The following is a 16,522-nucleotide window of genomic DNA, read 5'->3' on the forward strand; positions in this document are numbered from 1 at the left end:
TCACTCACCCCTGACCTTGCTGCAATTGCGCGCGCGTTCTTTCAACTTGCTCGCGGAAGTTGTTTCTGGCTTCCAGGATATCAATCTGGCCGGCCTCAATGAGCGCCAGGTATTCGCGCTCCTCAAGCCGGCGCAATTCAATGCCCTGGCGATTTACAAAGATGAGTATGCCCCGCACCTTGTCGTGGAGTGCCAGCTTGGCCAGGAGCGGCGTATCGGTGTCGTGAAAGCCAAGCCATGTGCCGATGGGGAGATCGGGGACACCGCTGTTAGTGGTGGTAGTGGAGGTATCGGTCTCGCTTGGGGTCGGAGCGGCGTCAGGGTTCAGGAGGCGGTCCAGGGCGGCGTCCGAGTCAATGCCGGCAGCGGCGGCTACCGCGCGACTGAAGGCGGCACCGGTTGCCAGTGGCTGGGCGTCGCCTGAGCCCACCTTGGCGTTGAAGTCAGCCATGGGCATAGACAGTGCTTTTGCACCACTGAGATTACATAGGAGTCCTTCGCCACTTTCGATCATGGCCAATCTGAGGCGGAATACATCCGTGTCACTGCAGACCTCATACCATTGGCCGACTGCGACGCCCGCTGTCATTTTGGGAATGGCTGCGGCGGGCTGGCCCGAGTCTACTGTCAGTAGGTGGGAAAGTTCCGGGGACGATCCTGGGCGACGCGCTGCAGCAGGTACTCGTAGGCTGCCATTTCGCGCTGCAGTAGATCGTCCTCATGCTGAATGCTGAGCAGTAGTCGACGCAGTTCTGCGGGCAGAATGCGTGCCAGTCGAAGCCGTTCCTCGCGGGCATCGTCCCCGGCGGGGCCAGCGGATGCATGGCAAGCAGGAGCTGGCCTGTGGTGGCCTCGAAATCGCGCCACTGTTGAGACTGGTCGCCAAATTTCAGGTAGGTGAGCTGGGCGCTGTCGTACCAGGGTCCCCTGATAAACGCGTTCAGCTCGCTGGGCGCAGTGTATTTCAGTAGCTGTCCGTTAATCAGGTCGGCGGCAATGGTCTTGGCCATGGCAGCGCGCAAGCGGCCGTGCTCTGCAGCGATGGTGCGCTCGGTTAGTTTTTCGGCGCGGGCACGCATGCGCTGCGCTTCCGCGACAATCTGGCTGGCAATGGCCGCCATGTCGCCGCCCTGGTCAAGGCAGCCGCGCACGTCGGCAATGGCCTTGTCGATCAGGTTGGTGACGGGTTGACCTATGCGCCCCAGGTCGCCCTGCCAGCCAATCGCGGCACTGTGGATCGCGTCCAGCATCTGGTGCAGCGGGTGCTGTCCGGGGCGGAAAAACGTTTCTTCACTGAGGGAGGCCATTGCCACTGCCGGTTTGAAAGCGCGCAGCTTGTGGGTTAGCTCCCATTCCAGTGGGAAAGACTGCTCCCACTCCTGGAACACGCGCTCAATCCAGCGCAGTACGGCACACTCTGCCGGTTTGGGCATGGCCGGGTCGCCGACAACGTCGGTTTGTGCCAGCAGGGCATCCAGCGGAGGCAGATTGAAGTCGTCTATGGCGCGCAGGTAGCCAAGCAATTCATCCCACTCCAGCGCGGGGGCGCTCTGGCCCGGCGGTTCGGGTACAGCAAAACTACGGGTCACGGCCTTTTGCAGCGACACTTGCAGCGGTATCTTGTTCTCGCTCAGTTTCAGTTGACTAGCTTCCCGGCAATCATGACCAGTAAAACGGCCCACAGCACCACGAGCAAATACACTCGCCAACGAGGTCGCGGCTTCTGTGTCTTGGTGCGTGGTTGTTGCTTCTGGATATTGAAAGAACCGCAGGCAGGGCACTGGCCCCCGTGACCACTTCTCACTCCGCGGAAGCTGCACTCCTTGCAGATGAAAGCCATAGCGTTATCGGGTGCTCTTAAGCAGCTGGTCTACGACACGTTCCAATTGCTTGAGATTATTGCACTCGGCCGAGAAATGACAAGCACTTAAGTAGCGAAACATCTCGGAATCTCCAGTTCCCCAGGCGCGACGTGACTCAGGGTTTAACCAGATGACCTGCTTGGCGCGCTGATACACAGATCGCATGATATCGATCCGGGGGTCGCCATTGTTGTTGCGAGCGTCGCCGAGAATAAGCACCGTGGTGTTGTTGTTGATGTCATCCAGGGCCAGCCGGGCAAAATCTTCTAGGCTCTTGCCGTAGTCGGTGGCGCCACCGTATTTCCAGTTCACGATCTCGATGGCTTTTTCCACGGGGTGCTCATCAAACAAATCACTGACTTCTCCCAGCTGCCCTGAGAAGGCAAAGCTGCGCACCTTGGGCAGCACATCCTGCAGGCTATACAGGAATAACAGCAGAAACTTGGCATACGCCGCCACGGAACCACTGACGTCGCAAATGGCGAGAAGTTGTGGTTTCTCGCGTTTTACCTGGCGCCAGTAGGTGTTGAACATGACTCCATCGTTGGCGATGCCCCTGCGCATAGTGCGTGGCATGTCCAGATGACCGCGGCGGTACTGTCGCCGTTTGCGCGCGTGTCTGGCCGCCAGTTTGCGGGCCATTTTGCGCACCAGCTCGTGTACTCGATGCAGGTAGCTGTGTTCGATATTGCTCAGGCGGGTTTTGCTGAGGACGTCTTCCATGAACTGCTGGTTACGACCTTCTGCATGCAGCAGGTATTCGCGGTCCACAAAGTCGCGCACCTGTTCGCGCAACAGGTCCCGATAGCGTTGCAGGCTGGCAAGCGCCGGGTCAGCGGCGCGCTCAAGTTCGATAATTGCGCCGCGCAGCTGCTGCTCGCCCATGGCGTCCAGCATCTTGCGGGTGTACTGGCCCTTTTGTGTAAACATCTGAATTTGTTGCAGACCTGCCCCTTCACCCGCCTGGGTCATGGCCATGGTCAGGACGTTGCGATCGTTATTGAGCAGCGCCTGCATCAAGTCTGAGTTCATCACCGCTGCGAGCTCGGGATTGTTTAGCGCAGCTGCCTCCAGTGCCGCGGCGTCAGAGGTCGATGGATCTGCCTCGGCAGCATCGCCGGGCTCCTGTTCACCGGCTTCTGCCTGCTCTTCGCCCGGGTTGTCCTCGGGGTCGAGACTGAAGTCGGCCAGTCCGCGGTTAAAGTAGGAGTCAAAGCAGCGGTTGAAGACGGTTTCTTCCGCCGGGGTTTTGGCCAGTGCCATACCAAGACCATCGCGCAGACGCACGCGATCACGGTAACCCAGCGTGGTGGCGACATGCATGGCATCCAGAGTTTCGGCCGGCGATACCCTGACATCGTGGCTGCGCAGCACCTGGATGAAGTTAACCAGATTGGCCGGCATCTGGGACTACTCCCTGGCCTCGCGCACCAGTTTACCCAGCTCGCCGTCGGTGGATTCTATGTCGTCTTCGAATTTGAGCAGTACGTTAAGCGTGGCGCGCACCAACTCTTCTTCCAATTGATCGGCGTGCAGTAGCAGCAGACTGCGGGCCCAGTCGATAGTTTCGGAAATAGCGGGAATCTTCTTGAGGTCGAGCTGGCGTAGAGAGTGGACAAACTCTACGAGCTGGTGACGCAGGTGTTCCTCCACATCGGGTACCCGGCTGCGCACAATACGCTCTTCGAGTTCGACGGTAGGAAAGGGAATGTACAGGTGCAGGCAGCGTCGTTTCAGGGCGTCAGAGATGTCCCGCGTGTTGTTACTGGTCAGGAACACCATGGGCGAGGTGCGCGCCTTGACGGTGCCGATTTCCGGAATGGATATCTGGTAATCGGACAGTATTTCCAGCAGTAATGATTCAAATTCGTAGTCGGATTTGTCCACCTCATCGATAAGCAGGATGGCCCCGCGCTCTTGCTGCATGGCTTTGAGTAGCGGACGGGGCTCGAGAAATTCTTCCGAGTAAAAGATGTCGCCGAATTGGTGCAGACGTTCTACAGATTCCGCCAGCCCCTGAGCACCCTGGAGAAGGTCGCCCAGTTTTTCTTTGAGAACCTGCGTGTACAGCAGTTGCTTGCCATACTTCCATTCGTACAAGGCTTTCGCTTCATCCAGGCCCTCGTAGCACTGCAGCCGGATGAGTGGTGTTTCCAGCAACTGCGCGGTGGTCTTGGCGAGCTCGGTCTTGCCGACGCCGGGCGGGCCTTCGACCAGAATAGGTTTGCGCAGCTGGAAGGCCAGGAATACGGCTGTGGCGATTTTGTCGGAACAGATATAGCCGAAGGATTCAAAGCCCTCCTGTATTTTTTCTACGGAGGCAAGTTGGGGGAAGTCTTGAGTGTGCACGCTTGTCGATTCCTGGTTGCGGTCGGCCATTGTAGCGAGGCAGTGGCCGACTCGGTAGTTGTGCTCGTGGGGCGCTGCGGTCAGCCGCCGGTGACATTCATAAAACGCAGTATCTGCGGTTCGCCTGCGTTGTCGAAGTGGTGCTTCTCTGGTTTGAGCGCCATGGCGTCAACAATAGCCCGCTTGAGGTGGTCAGCCTTGTAGTGATCCGCTCGCAGTACTTCGCGCAGATCGACCGAGTATTCGTTGCCCAGGCAGAGTAACAGGCGCCCCTCAACGGTGACGCGAACCCGATTACACAGGTGGCAAAAATTATTACTGTGCGGCGAGATGAAGCCCACCCGGCTGGGGCTGTCGCCAAGCTGGTAGTAACGGGCAGGCCCTTCTGTACCGGTTGGATCGCCCAGCGAGGTCAGCGCATAGTGCGCCTCAATCTGTTGCCGGATCTCATCGCTGCTACAGAGTGTGAGTTCGCGATCGTGCTCGACAATGCGGCCCAGGGGCATCTCTTCAATAAAGGCTATATCAATGTCGCGCTCACGGGCGAATGCGACCAGGTCCAGCACTTCATCTTCATTGCGGCCCTTGAGGATAACCGCGTTCAGCTTAATTCCGTCGAATCCCGTGGCAACGGCCGCATCAATGCCGGCAATGACCTGGTCGAGGTTGCCGTGGCGGGTGAGATGGCGAAATTTACGCGGGCTGAGACTGTCCAGGCTGATGTTAATCCGCTTTACCCCGGCCGATTTCAAGGCAGGGGCCAGCCGCTGTAACTGCGAACCATTGGTTGTCAGTGCCAGTTCATCGAGGCCTTCCAGTGCACCCAGCCGCTCGATGAGCGACATGATATTGGGACGGATTAGCGGTTCACCGCCGGTGAGCCGAATTTTGCGCACCCCCATGTCGGTCATCGCCTTGGCAATACTGTGCAGCTCCTCCAGATTGAGGACTTCGGACTTGGGGGCAAAGGTCATGTCCTCTGCCATGCAGTACACACAGCGGAAGTCACAGCGGTCGGTCACCGACAGTCTCACGTAGTCTACGCTGCGGCCAAAGGTGTCTATCAGGCGGCTGGGGGTCGAATTTTCCATGGCCTCCAGTGTAGGGACTTTGGTTGGGGTGAGCCAGCGCTTTACAGTGCAAAGCGGTTACGACAGGATAGGCGCAGACAGAGGTTTGGGCCTGCTAGGACGTGAAGATCTGGCGTCACCAGCCACACAGTATAAGACACTATGGGGACAGACATGCGGCCATCGGCTGAGCATGGGCGGGGAATTCAACATGCGTAACTGGGCGCTCTGGGTAGGGCCTCTGGTGGCGCTGGTAGCGGCGCTGTCGTTGAACGCAGCGGGCTATGATCGCGATATTGCTGTGGTCAGTTTTGTGGCGATCCTGTGTATCGCCTGGTGGGTGTTTGAGCCCATTCCTATACCCGTCACTTCGCTGTTGCCACTGGCCGTACTGCCGCTGTTGGGGGTACTGACGCCAGCGGAGGTCGGTCAATCCTATGGCTCGCCGATTATTCTGCTGCTGCTGGGCGGATTCCTGCTCTCCCAGGCGATGGAGCATGCCGGGGCTCATCGGCGTATTGCGCTCGGTATGGTCACGCTGGTCGGTGCTGACAGTGGCACTCGACTGGTGCTTGGGTTTATGGCCGCTGCCGCGTTGCTCAGCATGTGGATTTCGAATACGGCGACGACGCTCATGTTGTTGCCGGTGGTGCTGGCCGTCCTGGACGCGGCACCGGACAAGGACAAACTGTCCGTGCCGTTGTTGCTCGGCGTTGCCTATGCGGCCAGTGTCGGCGGTATTGGCACCCCTATTGGTACCCCGCCCAACCTGATTTTTATGCAGGTCTACGAAGAGACGGGTGGCGACCCTATCAGCTTTACGACCTGGATGAGCTGGGGGTGCCGGTGGTGCTGCTGATGGTGCCGCTCATGGCTCTGTATCTCACCCGCAATCTGCGCGGTGAATTACAGGTGAATCTTCCTGAGGTTGGTCGCTGGCGCACGGAAGAAAAGCGCGTGTTGCTGGTGTTTGGTCTGACTGCGCTGGCCTGGATTACCCGCAGCGAGCCCTTTGGCGGTTGGCGTACCTGGTTGGATCTGCCGCAGGCCAATGACGCCTCTGTGGCCCTATTGGCGGTGGTGGCCATGTTTATTGTGCCCAACGGCAAGGGCGGTGCGCTGCTTACCTGGGAGCGCGCGGTCAGAATCCCCTGGGGTGTGTTGCTGTTGTTTGGCGGGGGTATCTGTCTGGCCAAGGGCTTTGTGAATTCTGGCCTCAGCGAGCTGATGGGTGGGTTGTTCAGCGATGTGCACGCGATTCCGCTGTTCCTGCTGATACTGTTGATCGCGCTGGTCGTGACTTTTATGACCGAGACAACCTCGAACACCGCGAGCACGACGCTGTTGATGCCGGTGCTTGCCGCGGGCGCGGTGGGGGTTGGCCTGGCGCCGGAAATCATGATGGTGCCGGCGGCTATGAGCGCCAGTTGCGCATTTATGTTACCGGTGGCTACGGCGCCCAACTCGGTGGTGTTCGGCAGTGGGATGATCACCACCGCCCGTATGGCGCGGGAAGGGTTTGCCCTGAACCTGCTCGGCGCGGTGGTCATAACTACTGTCTGCTACCTGCGGCTCACTTAGGCGCATTGCGGTATGATGCGCGCTTAGATAACGCTCAGGACAAATACATGCCACTCTCTCGTCGCCTGTTGGCGCTGGCCGCCATCGTCATCTCCATCGCCCTGTTATATCCAGGCGTCACTCAGCCCGTGCTGACGCTCACCGGGACGATCGAGAAGTCCATGATTGCTGAACTGGGCATAGATCTGATTGCCGGCGAGGACGCCGACCCCCAATCGCGCCAGATGCTGGCCATGTTTTCCAGCTTTCTTGGTTTCGATCGCATTGAGGGCCAGCTCCAGGCCTATGCGACAACTCGCTCGATCTGGAGTACGGTGGAGGAGCTCGCCGCCACGGGTAATCTCGCTGTCGCCCTGCTGATTGTCCTGTTCAGTGTGGTCATTCCCGTATTCAAGTTGTGCCTGCAGGCGGGCGCCCTGGTCCTGCCCCGTGCAGAGTGGCGCGGGCCGCTGTTGTGGCTGAATGCGACGCTGTCCAAATGGTCGATGGCGGACGTCTTTGTGCTGGGATTACTGGTTGCCTATATGGCCGGCAGCGCGTCGGGCGAGATGGGTGATCTGTTGACCATGGACGCGAAACTGGAATCGGGATTCTGGTTCTTTGTCGGTTATTGCCTGTTCTCTATTGCCGCAGGTGCCCTGGTCAGAAATGCTGATTTGGAGGAGGCGACGCATGCAGCCTGATGCTCCACTGCAACAAGCTTTGGTGACCACGGTTATTGACGTGCCGCTGAGTGCGGCCTGGGCCCGACTCGAGGACTTTTCGGCGGCCCACTACTATGTGCCTCGCCTCACAGCTACCGAAATTGTCTCTGCCCAAAGCAGTGGCCTGGGTGCACACCGCCGTGTATACAGCGGCAAAACCTATCTCGAAGAAACCATTATTGAATGGAATGAGGGGAGTGGCTTTGTGATTCGTCTGCACAAGGGCAGCAAGCCCATGCCGCCGTTTCGCGATGCCCGCTTTGTCTATGCGCTCAGTGAGGAAGGGCCTGAGCAGACCCGAGTCAATCTAGCGCTACAGTTTCTAATGCCTCTGGGCGGTGTGGGTCGCTGGCTGGGCGCGAACCTCATCAAGTCCCCCATGGAGAAGCAGCTCGTGCAAGTTGCCGCAGGTATGAAGCACTACTATGAGACGGGTGAGCTGGCCACGGATGCCGATCGCAAACGGCTCGCGGGCACCGTGAGCACGGCGCCCGCGGACGATTGATTTACAGCAGTGCCAGCATGGTTTCGGCGCTGCTGACATCGACACCGGGACCCGGTTCGACGTTCAGGTGAGTGATGACGCCGTCTTCAGCTATCAGGGCAAAACGCTGGCTGCGGGTGCCCAGGCCGAACGCGCTGCCATCAAGTTCCAGGCCCAGGGCGGCAGTGAACTCCCCCATGCCGTCGGCCAGCATCAGCAGGTGCTCAGCATTTTGAGACTTGCCCCAGGCGTCCATAACGAATACGTCGTTGACGGCCATGCAGGCAATAGTGTCGATGCCGGCCGCTTTGATTTTGTCGGCGTTGACCACGTAGCCGGGGAGGTGGGTGAGTGTGCAGCCTGGAGTGAAGGCACCGGGTACGGCGAACATCAGCACCTTCTTGCCGGCAAAGATGTCGTCGGTGCTGAGATCCTGGGGCCCTTCGGCGCCCATGGTTTTCAGTGTGCCGGCGGGGATTTTGTCACCTGTTTGAACGGTCATTTATAACTCCTGGTAATGGGGTGTTTGCAATGTTGCAGAGGGAATATAGCAGATGAAGGCCCAGATGCATTGCCCGCTCTGTGGCGATGCTGCGCCGCGTGACTATTACCGCGATCGGCGCCGCGACTATCTGCAGTGCAATACCTGTGAACTGGTGTTTGTGCCACTGCAGTATCACCTCGACGCCAGCGCAGAGAAAGCGGAGTATGACCTGCACGAAAACGCTGTCGATGATCCGGGCTACCGACGTTTTTTGGCACGCCTTGCCGATCCATTGCTGCAGCGTCTGGCAGTATCATCTAATGGCTTGGATTTTGGCTGTGGTCCCGGGCCGGCACTAGCCGCCATTCTCAGCGAAGCCGGGCACAGCATGAGCCTCTATGATCTCTACTACTACCCTGACCAGAGTGTATTCAGCGAACAGTATGACTTCATCTGTGCGACTGAAGTGGTGGAGCATCTTGCCGTCCCGGGGGATGAGTTGGCCCGATTATGGCAGTGTCTGCGCCCAGGAGGGGTGCTGGGGGTGATGACCAAGCTGGTACGCGATGTCGATGCCTTTGCCGGGTGGCATTACAAGAATGACCCCACCCACGTCGCTTTTTTCAGTGTTACCACCTGGCAGTGGTGGGCTGCCCGGTGCGACGCCAGTCTGGAATTTCAGGGTGACGACGTCATTCTGCTGGAGAAGCGGCGCTAGGCTTCCTGCTCCAACATCGTGTGGTAGATGGCCTCACAGTCGCGATAAAAGCCCAACTGGTCGTTGCCCAGATAAGGGGCAACCATGGTGAGCAACTGCAGCACGCCCTGATGGATGGTGATGGCAGGCTCCCGGCCCTCCTGGAGCAGGCTGTCATAGCTGAACCAGAACGTCAGGTTGAGGGTCATGTTGTCCACCAGTCCCAGTACCTGTTGCTCGCTCGCCTCGATGACCGATTCCTCGATAAGTGCCTGGCAAATCGCGTAGAGGGCGGCTCTTTTTAGCTGAATGAGTCGCTTGAAGCGACGTCGGATGTCTTGATAACGCTGCAGTAGATTGTCGAGATTGTGGTACAGGAAACGGTATTGGTACATCTCCTCCATCACCACATACAGGTAGTACCAGTTGTCCTCGATGTTGCCCTGGCCAGCGCTCAGTGGGCTTTCAATGGGTGCTGTGAGCGTGCTCGAGAGGGCCAGCTCGTACTGGTTGAACAGCTCCGCGATGAGTTCATCTTTGCCTTTGAAGTGGTAATAGAGATTGCCCGGACTGATATCCATTTCGTTGGCGATATCAATCGTGGTGGTGTGCTCTTCTCCCTCTTCGTTAAATAGCTTCAGGCTGGTGTGCAGGATGCGATCGCGGGTTTTCATCTACGAAGAAAGATCAACCTTTGCTGCGCCTGGCAGGTGCTTTCTTGCGCGCGGCTGTCTTCTTGGCCGGCGCTTTCTTTGCGGCGGGCTTTTTGGCCGCTGCCTTTTTCTTTCTTGCCGGCGCTTTTTTGGCCGGCTCGGCCTGGGCCTTGACCAGCTTGGTTAAGGCGTCGACTTTGCGGCTGAGCTGATCGACTTTGCGATGCAGGTCTTCGATATCCTCGGCCTTTGCGGGGCGGGCCATGGCAAAGTTGTCGCGGACCCTGGCAATACGCTCCTCCACAGAGCTACGGGCGTTGGCCCGGGCTTCGCGGGCCTCCTCTTCGAGTTCCGCACCGGCCTTGACCAGATCGCGGAACAGTTTGGGCGGGGTAGGGGTGGCCTTCTTCAGGCTGTCCTGGGCTTCGTCCACGGCCTTGCCGTAGGCGCCTACGCCGGCCAGCCAGATGTTTTTGGCGATTTCACCCGCCTTGTCGGTCACTTTGCTTTTGTCATCGCTCATGGCTTGTGTCCCGCAATAGAGAGGTTGGGTCGCCAAGTATACCCTCGTGGCGATGGTTTTTCTCTTCGAGCGCACGGGGTGGAAAAGGCCAGGAATCAGGCATAAAAAAAGGGCTGCAATTGCAGCCCCGAAAAAACACCCTGGAAGACCAGGGATGAGTGGTCCTGGATGGAACCGCTACCTGAAATCAGGCAGCGGATTTGAAGTTAACGGTTTCTTTCAGTTCTTCGAAACGCGCTTTGGCTTTGTCCAGCTGAGCGTCCAGCTTCTTGCGATCGGTCAGGCTTTCCAGCTCAAACTTGGGCAGCTCAATGTCGCTGGCTGCTTTCTTGGCTTCCTTCTCGACCTTCTCACCGCGCTTTACCAGCTCTTTGTAGGTCTTTTCTGCATTCTTGCGACGCTCTTCCAGCTGCTTCTGCAGGTTGTCGAACTGCTCTTGAACCTGATCGAAAGCCTTGCCGTAGAAGCCCAGGCTAGCCAGGAATGCGTTGCGGCCAGATTCTTTGGCGCGCGCTGCAAAATCGGGAGTGGCCTTCTTCGGTGCAGACTTCTTGGCCGCTGCTTTCTTGGCAGCAGGCTTTTTGGCAGCAGGCTTGCGCTTTACTGCAGGCTTCTTCTTGGCAGGTGCCTTTTTAGCGGTCGCTTTACGCTTGGCGGGAGCCTTGCGCTTGGGGGCAGCTTTCTTGGCAGCGGTCTTTACAGTTTCAACTGCATCTTCGATGGTGATCTGTTCAGCCATGGTGTCACTCCTTCATAGTGGTATGGGCGGATTATCCGCCTAAACAATCACAGGTTACGGCGAAAAATTAGAATAAACATACTAATCGGGGTTCAGGCACCGGCTGAGGGGTAGGGGCAGGTAGCGGTCTGCGAAATCGTCGGGAGGCCTTTCCTGCCCAGGCACTTGCTCTTTGAATCGGAGCTCAATTGGCTAAAAATAAAAAGGCCCGCAAGTGCGGGCCTTTCAACGATGGTTGTGAATTCTCGCTTAGCTAGCTGTGGGGCCCGCGGCGATAATTGCATCGGAGACATCAAAGTTCTTGATGTTCTCGCTGAACAGGCCGGCCAGCTTGGCAGCCTGTTCTTCGTAGGCTGCATCGTCGCCCCAGGACGCTTTCGGGTCGACGTACTTAGCATCGACGCCAGGAATTTCCTTGGGGAAATCCAGGTTAAGGGTGTCGATGTGAGTGGTGTCAGCGCCCAGCAGAGCGCCGCTCTGGCAGGCGTGTACAACAGCGCGGGTGACCGGGATTGGGAAGCGTGAACCGCTGCCGCCGGGTGCGCCTGAGCCACCGGTCCAGCCAGTGTTTACGAGGTAGACCTGTGAATCGAAATCTTCCACACGTTTCATCAGCAGCTCGGCGTAGTCGCCGGCCGGACGAGGCATGAAGGGCGCACCGAAACAGGTGGAGAAGGTCGGGTTGATACCCGCTTCAGCACCCAGCTCGGTAGAGCCCACGCGAGCGGTGTAGCCACTCAGGAAGTGGTATGCAGCTGCTTCCTTGGACAGGATCGATACAGGAGGCAGTACGCCAGAGACGTCACAGGTCAGGAAGATGACGCACTTAGGTTCGCCGCCGGCGTTGGTGTCAGTGCGCTTTTCCACGTGTTCCAGCGGATAGCAGCAGCGGCCGTTTTCGGTCAGGGAGGTGTCATCGTAATCGGCGTGACGTCCACCGTCGACGACTACGTTCTCGACGATGGCGCCAAAGCGGATCGCATCCCAGATGATCGGCTCGTTCTTCTGTGACAGATTGATGGTCTTGGCGTAGCAGCCGCCTTCCAAGTTGAAGACAGAGCCTTTGGCCCAGCCGTGCTCGTCGTCGCCGATCAGGTACATGTCAGGGTCGGCAGACAGGGTGGTTTTACCTGTGCCGGACAGGCCGAAGAACAGCGTGGTGTCGCCGTCTTCGCTGACATTGGCGGAGCAGTGCATGGGCATGACGTCTTTTTCGGGCAGCAGGAAGTTCTGCACCGCGAACATGGACTTCTTCATTTCGCCTGCGTAGCGCATGCCTGCCAGCAGGACTTTGCGCTGGGCGAAATTGACGATGACAACGCCATCGGAATTGGTGCCGTCGCGCTCGGGCTCACAGACGAAGCTGGCGACATTAAGAATGCTCCACTCCTCTTTGCGGCCAGCGTTGTAGCTGCCTGCTTCAGGACGGATAAACATATTGCGGCCGAACAGATTCTGCCAGGCGGTCTCGGTGGTGACTTTTACCGGGATGTAGTGGTCGTCGTGGGCACCCACATGGAGGTGGGAGACGAAGCGGTCGCGCTCGGCGAGGTAGGCTTCAACGCGGTCCCATAGAGCGTCGAATCTGTCGGCGTCGAAGGGGCGGTTAACGCTCCCCCAGTCGATGCTTTCCTCGGTGCTGGGCTCACGTACGGTGAAGCGGTCAGCCGGAGAGCGGCCAGTGCGTTTGCCGGTGGTGACCAGCAGGGCGCCGGTGTCGGTGAGGGTGCCTTCGCCGCGCTGAAGCGCTTGTTCAATCAGCAGGGCTGGCGCAAGGTCGGTGAACTCTTGCGGAGTCTCGGTTGTGGCGGTCATTGTGTATCCTGTTTACGGGCCGAAATCAGTGTTTCGGCCTTCGTTGCGGCTATTTTGGGGCGCTAATTATGTCAGAATCGTCCCCATTTGCGAAATCCAGACGGTATGAAATAGCTGATTGTCGCCATAAAGAAGATCAATGTACGACAGGGTCGCTATCCCCAAGAAAACCGTCCAGATCCTCCCGAACGAATTTATATTGCTGGTTGCAGAATTCGCAATCCATGGTAATGGTGCCAAGCTCCTCCAGCAGGGATTCAATTTCCGCGGTTTGAATGCTTGCCAGGGCATTCAGGGTGCGCTCGCGGGAGCAGCTGCAGTGGAAAGTGACTGGCAGCGGCTCGAACAATCGCAGCGGGTCTTCGTGGTAGAGGCGATGGGCGATTTCCGGGGCTGCCAGGGTCAGTAATTCCTCGTCTTTCAAGGTGTTGGCCAGCGTGGTCGCGTGCTCCCAGTGGGCTCGGCGTTCCGCCGCGTCGGTGACCAGTTGGGCGGGCAACTGCTGCAGCAGCATGCCCGCTGCGCTGTCTTCGCTGGCGCTGAGCCAGAATTGGGTGCCCAACTGCTCCGATTGCTCAAAATAATTCTCGAGGCTGGCTGCCAGAGAGTGCTGCAGGGGTACGATGCCCTGGTAACGCTGGCCGGAGAACGGGTCGATGGTAATTGCGAGCTGGCCCTCTCCGAGCAACTGTTCGAAATTGTCGGCGGTGGCTTCCTGGGCGCCGCGGGCAATCCCGCGTACCTGCAGCTGGCTATCGCACTCCACCATCAGCAGCGGAATCTGCCGCTCTGAACGCGCCTGGAGGATGAGCTTGCCTTCAAACTTCAGTGTCGTGGCCAGTAATACCGCTGCGGCCATGAATTCACCGAGCAGGCTGCTGACCCCCGGCGGGTACTGATGAATGGCCAGAATGTCGCGGTAAGTGGCGTCCAATTGGACGATTTCTCCGCGGATATCGGTTTCTTCGAACAGGAAGCGCTGGGCGCGGTCCCGGCTTGGCAGGGTTTTGTCGTTCATGGGTCTAGTTTAGTCGCTCTGGCGATAAGTGAACCCGAAACCTGGCCTGGGGCGTAAACAGGTAGCGGGGGTTGGGTTCAGTATTTGAGGCCGAAGCCCGGAAATTTCAAGGCGTCACTGACCGCTAACCGCAACCGGGATAGAGTAGGGCGCAGCGAATTAATCACAGGAGTAATACCATGAGATTCAGCCTTCAGGTAGGCATGTGCGACCCCGATCACTACTTCCCCATGGCGCAGGCTGCAGAAGCAGTAGGCTATGACGGTATCGTGATACCCGACAGTATCTGTTATCCGCAAGAGGCCAGCTCCAAGTACCCTTACAACAAGGATGGTTCGCGGGAATTCCTGGAGAGCGTGCCCTTTTTGGAATCATTGATTGCTGTAGCCGGTATGGCAGCGGTGACCGAGCGCATCCGCTTTGCGACGTTTGTCTACAAGCTTGCAGTGCGCCAGGTTGCGCCGGTGGCCAAGCAGGTACAGAGCATCCAGGCACTGTCAGGTAACCGTTTTGATTTTGGTATTGGCATCAGCCCCTGGGAAGAGGACTTTGCGGTGTGCGATGTGCTCTGGGAAAAGCGCGGTAAGCGTTTCGATGAGCAAATCGATATCCTGCGTGGCCTGGAGAGCGGTGAGTTCTTCGGCTATGACGGTGAGATGATTCAGATGCCAGCCAATAAAATGTGCCCCGTGACGGGCACCCCGACGCCGCTGATGATTGGCGGACACGCAGAGGTCGCGCTGAAGCGGGCAGCGCGCGTCGGCGACGGCTGGATGTGTGCCGGGGCCGATACTGAACAGGTGGAGTCCTACATCCGCCGCATCAACCAGTTGCGCGAGGAGTACGGCACCGCAGACAAGCCCTTCCGGTTCTATACCACCGGGCAGGATGCCTTTACCGACGAAGGCATCGCGCGCCTCGAATCGATTGGGGTGACCGATGTCGTCATCGGTTTCCGCAACGTCTATGAGATGGAGCCCGACAAGACGCTCGACGAGAAAATTGCCATGCTGCAATGGTACGCATCCACGTTTATTAAGGACTGAGATGAATCCAAATACCCCGGTACTGGTTGGCGTAGCTGCCGTTCAGCAGAAAGAAGCTGATTACGAGAAAGCTGATGAAGCCATAGCGCTGATGGAGCGCGCCCTGCGCGATGCTGCAGCAGACGCTGGCGGTAACGCGTTGTTGACCGAGGTCGATGAAATTGCTGTTACCGAGGGGATTTGGGGATATACCGACCCCGGGCGTTTGCTGGCCCAAGGGTTGGGGGTAGACCGGGCCACCACGGTGTTGGCAAAAATAGGTGTATCACAGCAAACCCTGATCACGCGTGCCTGCCAGCGCATTGCCAGCGGCGAAATCTCGGTGGCAATGGTCACCGGTGGCGAAGCCAAATATCGCGCCCTGTGTGCCGCCAAGGCCGGTGCCGAGGTCAGTGAAACGGCGCAACAGGCGACACCGGATGTGGTACTCGAGCCCGATTCAGAGATCTGGTCGGAGGTGGAGTCGGCCGCCGGACTTGGCATGCCGGTGGGTTACTACGCAATCATGGACAGCGCCCTGCGCTTCAAGCAGGGGCTGACTCCCGATGAACACCGCGCTCAAATGGGAGACATGTACCAGCGCTTCAGTGAAATTGCGGCAAGTAACCCCGATGCCTGGAGCGAGACGCCGGTCGCCGCCGACGACATTGCGCAGCCAAGCCCGGCCAATCGGATGCTCGGCTTTCCTTACAGCAAGCTGCACAATAGCCAGTGGAATGTCGATCAGGCCGCGGGCCTCATCCTGTGCAGTGTTGCCCGGGCAGAAGCGCTGGGTATTCCGCGTTCGCAGTGGATCTTCCCGCGGGCCTTTGCCGAGGCAAACTTTATGTCGGTGGTGGCCAGTCGCGGTGACCTGGGCGGCAGTCCTGGCTTGCACCTGGCGGGTGAGGCGGCGGCACAGCGCTCCGGGGTGAACTTCGACGATATTGAGCTGCGCGAACTGTATTCCTGCTTTCCCATGGCTGTGCGTTCCCAACTCCACGAGTTTGGCATGTCCGGTGAAGGTGATCTCAGCGTCACGGGCGCCATGCCATTTGGCGGTGGACCACTGAATAATTTTGTTTACCAGGCGACGGTGCGCATGGCGCAGTTGTTGCGCGAGCAGCCTGATGAAATTGGCTTGGTGACAACGGTGAGCGGCATGCTGACCAAGCAGGGGGTGGCGTTGTGGTCTGCCACGCCCGGCGAGCAGGCCTGGGGCTTCGATGATGTTACCGATGCCGTGCGCGCCGCCTCTGATATCCGTGAACTGGTGGCAGACGCCAGTGGAGAGGGCAGCGTGGCGGGATACACGGTGCTTTATCAGGGGAGCGACCCCTGGCGCGGTATTGCTGTATTTGATCTGCCGGGTGGCAAACGCACCGTTGCCTATACCGAAGACGCGCAATTGATTGCCGTGCTGGAGGCCAAGGAAAATGTCGGCCTGACTTATACTCTGGAGCATGGCCAGTTTCGGGCCTAGGTAACGGATGCCCCGTTTAGGCGGTTGATCTATAC

The 16,522-nt window shown here is 58.5% G+C and carries 16 protein-coding genes and 1 pseudogene; 6 read left to right on the plus strand and 11 right to left on the minus strand.

Going from position 1 to position 16,522, the window contains the following annotated elements; genetic code table 11:
* Positions 1 to 4: 4 nt before the first annotated feature.
* The 5 genes from BST95_RS06535 to moaA all read right to left on the minus strand — a co-directional run bounded on the left by BST95_RS06535 (position 5) and on the right by moaA (position 5,302).
* Positions 5 to 589 carry a DUF1631 family protein gene (locus BST95_RS06535; protein WP_157114461.1) on the minus strand — a complete coding sequence of 195 codons (585 nt, stop codon included), beginning with the start codon at positions 587 to 589 and terminating at the stop codon, positions 5 to 7.
* Entirely contained in the window at positions 555 to 1,589 is a 1,035-nt protein-coding gene (locus BST95_RS06540) for a DUF1631 family protein (protein WP_157114462.1), read from the minus strand. Before BST95_RS06540 ends, BST95_RS06535 begins: the two co-directional genes overlap by 35 nt.
* A gap of 255 nt (positions 1,590 to 1,844) precedes the next feature.
* The gene (locus BST95_RS06545; RefSeq protein WP_084198608.1) at positions 1,845 to 3,266 is read right to left on the minus strand and encodes a vWA domain-containing protein; all 1,422 of its coding nucleotides are present in this window, start codon (positions 3,264 to 3,266) and stop codon (positions 1,845 to 1,847) included.
* A gap of 6 nt (positions 3,267 to 3,272) precedes the next feature.
* A complete protein-coding gene (locus tag BST95_RS06550) occupies positions 3,273 to 4,211 on the minus strand; it encodes an AAA family ATPase (protein ID WP_229801800.1) in 939 nt (312 codons plus the stop codon).
* Between the two features lie 80 nt (positions 4,212 to 4,291).
* Positions 4,292 to 5,302, minus strand: a complete 1,011-nt coding sequence (gene moaA / locus BST95_RS06555) for a GTP 3',8-cyclase MoaA (RefSeq protein WP_084198610.1) — start codon at positions 5,300 to 5,302, stop codon at positions 4,292 to 4,294.
* Between the two features lie 280 nt (positions 5,303 to 5,582).
* Between moaA and BST95_RS06560 the strand changes: the two are divergent.
* The 3 genes and pseudogenes from BST95_RS06560 to BST95_RS06570 form a co-directional block, all read left to right on the plus strand.
* Positions 5,583 to 6,859, plus strand: a pseudogene (locus BST95_RS06560) (SLC13 family permease); the annotation flags it as partial.
* A gap of 50 nt (positions 6,860 to 6,909) precedes the next feature.
* Complete coding sequence (locus tag BST95_RS06565; RefSeq protein ID WP_084198611.1) at positions 6,910 to 7,545, plus strand: paraquat-inducible protein A; 636 nt, start codon at positions 6,910 to 6,912, stop codon at positions 7,543 to 7,545.
* On the plus strand, positions 7,535 to 8,071 hold the full coding sequence (locus tag BST95_RS06570) for an SRPBCC family protein (protein WP_169843868.1): 537 nt from the start codon (positions 7,535 to 7,537) through the stop codon (positions 8,069 to 8,071). The genes BST95_RS06565 and BST95_RS06570 overlap by 11 nt, the downstream gene beginning before the upstream one ends.
* Before the next feature lies 1 nt (position 8,072).
* On the opposite strand, the gene BST95_RS06575 is transcribed toward BST95_RS06570, so the two are convergent.
* Positions 8,073 to 8,552: a peroxiredoxin gene (locus BST95_RS06575; RefSeq protein WP_066055212.1), complete on the minus strand. Its 480-nt coding sequence runs from the start codon at positions 8,550 to 8,552 to the stop codon at positions 8,073 to 8,075.
* A 52-nt stretch (positions 8,553 to 8,604) separates the two neighbouring features.
* On the opposite strand from BST95_RS06575, the gene BST95_RS06580 reads away from it, so the two are divergent.
* Positions 8,605 to 9,252, plus strand: a complete 648-nt coding sequence (locus BST95_RS06580; protein ID WP_205737337.1) for a class I SAM-dependent methyltransferase — start codon at positions 8,605 to 8,607, stop codon at positions 9,250 to 9,252.
* Here the strand turns inward: BST95_RS06580 and BST95_RS06585 are convergent.
* From BST95_RS06585 to hslO, 5 genes are all read right to left on the minus strand, one after another.
* Positions 9,249 to 9,905 (minus strand): TetR/AcrR family transcriptional regulator, encoded by a 657-nt coding sequence (locus BST95_RS06585; RefSeq protein ID WP_084198613.1) that lies wholly within the window; start codon positions 9,903 to 9,905, stop codon positions 9,249 to 9,251. The genes BST95_RS06580 and BST95_RS06585 overlap by 4 nt on opposite strands.
* A gap of 13 nt (positions 9,906 to 9,918) precedes the next feature.
* Positions 9,919 to 10,407 carry a phasin family protein gene (locus BST95_RS06590; protein ID WP_084198614.1) on the minus strand — a complete coding sequence of 163 codons (489 nt, stop codon included), beginning with the start codon at positions 10,405 to 10,407 and terminating at the stop codon, positions 9,919 to 9,921.
* 187 nt (positions 10,408 to 10,594) lie between these two features.
* Positions 10,595 to 11,146, minus strand: coding sequence for a hypothetical protein (locus BST95_RS06595; RefSeq protein WP_084198615.1), 552 nt, complete (start codon positions 11,144 to 11,146; stop codon positions 10,595 to 10,597).
* Between the two features lie 249 nt (positions 11,147 to 11,395).
* Complete coding sequence (locus BST95_RS06600) at positions 11,396 to 12,961, minus strand: phosphoenolpyruvate carboxykinase (RefSeq protein WP_066055197.1); 1,566 nt, start codon at positions 12,959 to 12,961, stop codon at positions 11,396 to 11,398.
* Between the two features lie 136 nt (positions 12,962 to 13,097).
* The gene (hslO, locus tag BST95_RS06605) at positions 13,098 to 13,979 is read right to left on the minus strand and encodes an Hsp33 family molecular chaperone HslO (RefSeq protein ID WP_084198616.1); all 882 of its coding nucleotides are present in this window, start codon (positions 13,977 to 13,979) and stop codon (positions 13,098 to 13,100) included.
* 179 nt (positions 13,980 to 14,158) lie between these two features.
* Between hslO and BST95_RS06610 the strand changes: the two genes are divergently transcribed.
* Positions 14,159 to 15,025, plus strand: coding sequence for an LLM class flavin-dependent oxidoreductase (locus BST95_RS06610; RefSeq protein WP_084198617.1), 867 nt, complete (start codon positions 14,159 to 14,161; stop codon positions 15,023 to 15,025).
* Position 15,026: 1 nt separating this feature from the next.
* The gene (locus BST95_RS06615) at positions 15,027 to 16,487 is read left to right on the plus strand and encodes a hypothetical protein (protein ID WP_084198618.1); all 1,461 of its coding nucleotides are present in this window, start codon (positions 15,027 to 15,029) and stop codon (positions 16,485 to 16,487) included.
* The last annotated feature ends 35 nt before the right edge of the window (positions 16,488 to 16,522 follow it).

Source organism: Halioglobus japonicus, assembly GCF_001983995.1.
Lineage (GTDB): Bacteria > Pseudomonadota > Gammaproteobacteria > Pseudomonadales > Halieaceae > Halioglobus > Halioglobus japonicus.